This is a genomic window from Curtobacterium sp. B8 (assembly GCF_000333315.1).
Lineage (GTDB): Bacteria > Actinomycetota > Actinomycetes > Actinomycetales > Microbacteriaceae > Curtobacterium > Curtobacterium luteum.
Genome location: NZ_BACW01000436.1, coordinates 1 through 2,733 on the forward strand (window position 1 = coordinate 1; position 2,733 = coordinate 2,733).

At 70.3% G+C, this 2,733-nt stretch carries 3 protein-coding genes and 1 pseudogene; all 4 read right to left on the minus strand.

Annotated elements, in window-relative coordinates; translation table 11 throughout:
• A pseudogene (locus tag I59_RS11180) lies at positions 1–596 on the minus strand (protein translocase subunit SecD); the annotation flags it as partial.
• An 89-nt stretch (positions 597–685) separates the two neighbouring features.
• Positions 686–1,084, minus strand: coding sequence for a preprotein translocase subunit YajC (gene yajC / locus I59_RS11185; RefSeq protein WP_022903934.1), 399 nt, complete (start codon positions 1,082–1,084; stop codon positions 686–688).
• A gap of 115 nt (positions 1,085–1,199) precedes the next feature.
• Complete coding sequence (gene ruvB, locus I59_RS11190; RefSeq protein ID WP_022903935.1) at positions 1,200–2,231, minus strand: Holliday junction branch migration DNA helicase RuvB; 1,032 nt, start codon at positions 2,229–2,231, stop codon at positions 1,200–1,202.
• Positions 2,228–2,733: Holliday junction branch migration protein RuvA (ruvA, locus tag I59_RS19850; protein ID WP_022903936.1), on the minus strand; the 506-nt coding region annotated here is incomplete at its 5' end. The genes ruvB and ruvA, both read right to left, overlap by 4 nt.

The following is a 2,733-nucleotide window of genomic DNA, read 5'->3' on the forward strand; positions in this document are numbered from 1 at the left end:
GCCTTGCAGTTGTAGTTGTCGTACAGGGCCTGCAGCGCCGGGGTCACCTGCGACAGGTCGCTGCCGTTCGTCGGCTTCGTGCTCGGCGTCGCCTGGAGCGACGCGGGCGGCGTGTACGGCGTGGGTGAGGCGGTGGAGCCGCTGCCGCCGACCGCGGCGTTCGTCGCGGCCTCGGTGTAGAGCACCGGGCGGAACGTCAGCTTCGCCGCGGCCTCGATCCGGTCGATCGTCGCCTTGTCGGGCTTGCCCGGGATGGAGACGACGATGTTGTTCGTCCCCTGGGTGTTGATCTGCGACTCCGACACACCCGTCGCGTTGATGCGCTGGCGGATGATGTTGACGGCCTGGTTGAGCTGCTGGCTCGTGACCGAGTCACCCTCCGTGTTCTGCGCCGCCAGGGTCAGCTGCGTGCCGCCCTGGAGGTCCAGTGCCAGCTCCGGCACCCAGCTCGCGCCGGCGAACCACTTCCCGGTGTCGTCCTTGGTGGTGCTCGCCAGGATCGACGCGGCGGTGTTGAGCCCCGCGAGGACCGCCATCAGGATCACCAACCAGGTGAGCGAGCGGAGCGCCTTCTTGACGGGTGTCGATCGTGCCACCGGTCGTCTCGTCTTTCTGTCAGGACCGACGACGGGAGCCGACGGCAGGAGCGGTGCCGCCGGGTCTCACGACCCGGCAGCCCAGGTTGTCAGTGGTCGTTCTTGCGGTTCGTCTCGTCGGTGCGCTCACCGTAGGTCGGGGCCTGGTCGTCGATGACCGGCTGACCGTTGAGCTCGGTGACGCGCTTCGGCTCGTCCTCCGGCGCGACGGCGGTGTCGACGTCGTCCGCGGTCTCGTCGACCACGCGCGAGAGCGTCTGACGGTGCACGGTCACGATCGTGCCCGGGGCGATCTCGACCTCGGCGGTGACCTTCTCGTCGTCGACCGACAGGAGCTTGCCGTAGAGGCCGAACGAGAGCATGACCTGCGCGCCCGGCACCATCTTGGTGGCGAGGTCGGCCTGCTGCTTCTTGCGCTTGCGGCTGTTGTAGAACATGAAGGCCGCGAACGCCACGACGATGACGATGAGGACGACTTCTTGACCCATGATGCGATGCCTTCTCTGGTTGCTCGGTTTCGGGCCGTAGCAGTCTAGGGCACGCGCCGGACGGGAACCTGTCCACCCGGCTCGTGCACAGTCTGTGCGGAGGAGTGCGGTCGGCTCAGTCCGCGTCGTCGAACAGCGAGGGGCCGCCCGACGTCTGCCCCGGCGCCAGGCCGAAGTGCCGCCAGGCCTGGGGTGTGGCGATCCGACCGCGTGGCGTCCGTGTCACGAGACCGACCCGGACGAGGAACGGCTCCACCACGGACTCGATGGTCTCGGATTCTTCCCCGACGGCCACGGCGAGGGTGTTGAGGCCCACCGGGCCCCCATCGAACCGGGTCAGCATCGTCTCGACCACCGCCCGGTCGAGCCGGTCGAGTCCGAGCTCGTCGACGTCGTACAGCTCGAGCGCTCCCTGCACCGCGGCCATGCCGTCGCGCGGTCGGTGCACGAGCGTGAAGTCGCGGACGCGGCGCAGGAGCCGGTTCGCGATGCGCGGGGTCCCCCGACTCCGTCCGGCGATCTCACGCAGGGCGGTCCGGTCGATGTCGAGCTCGAGGAGGTGGGCGGCGCGGATGAGCACCTGCTCGAGCTCGTCCTTCTCGTAGAACTCGAGGTGCGCGGTGAAGCCGAAGCGGTCACGGAGCGGGTTCGGCAGGAGCCCGGAGCGGGTCGTGGCGCCGACCAGGGTGAACGGCGCGAGGTCGAGCGGGATGCTCGTCGCCCCGGCGCCCTTGCCCACCATGACGTCGATCCGGAAGTCCTCCATCGCGAGGTAGAGCATCTCCTCCGCCGAACGCGCCATCCGGTGGATCTCGTCGATGAAGAGCACCTCGCCGGGGACGAGCGACGAGAGCACGGCGGCGAGGTCACCGGCGTGCTGGATCGCCGGCCCGCTGGACATCCGCAGGGGCCTGCCCGACTCGTGCGCCACGATCATCGCGAGCGTGGTCTTGCCGAGCCCGGGCGGCCCGGCCATCAGGATGTGGTCGGGGGTGCGCTCCTGCATCGCGGCGGCCTTCAGCAGGAGGTCGAGCTGCCCCCGGACCTTGCGCTGTCCGACGAACTCGTCGAGCGACCGCGGACGCAGCGCTCCTTCGAACGCGAGTTCCTCCTGCGACTCGGCGCCCGCTGCCGTGATGCCGCTCACCGGCCGGCACCGGCGGGACGCAGGGCCCCGAGTGCGGCACGGAGCAGTGCCTGCGTGCCGAACGTCGCGGCGGCCGGGTCCTCGGTGACCACGGCGTCGACCGCGGAACGGGCGGCGTCCTCGCGCCAGCCGAGACCGACCAGGGCGATCACGACGTCGTCCGATGCCGGGTGCGCACCCGTCGCCGAGCCGGGTGTCACAGCGGCCGGTTGCTCGAACGCGGCGAGCTTGCCGGCGAGGGCGACCGTGATGAGCTTCGCGGTCTTCGGGCCGATGCCGGACACCTTGCGGAAGGCGGCGTCGTCCTCGTGCGCGACGGCGGTCGCGATCTGGCCGGGGTCCATGTGTGCCAGGACGCCGAGCGCGGACTTGGGCCCGACGCCGGAGACGCTGCGGAGGAGGTCGAAGACGCGGAGCGCGTCGGTGGTCTCGAACCCGAAGAGGAGGTGCTCGTCCTCACGCACGATCATGGCGGTGCGCACGAAGACCTCGGCGCCGTGCC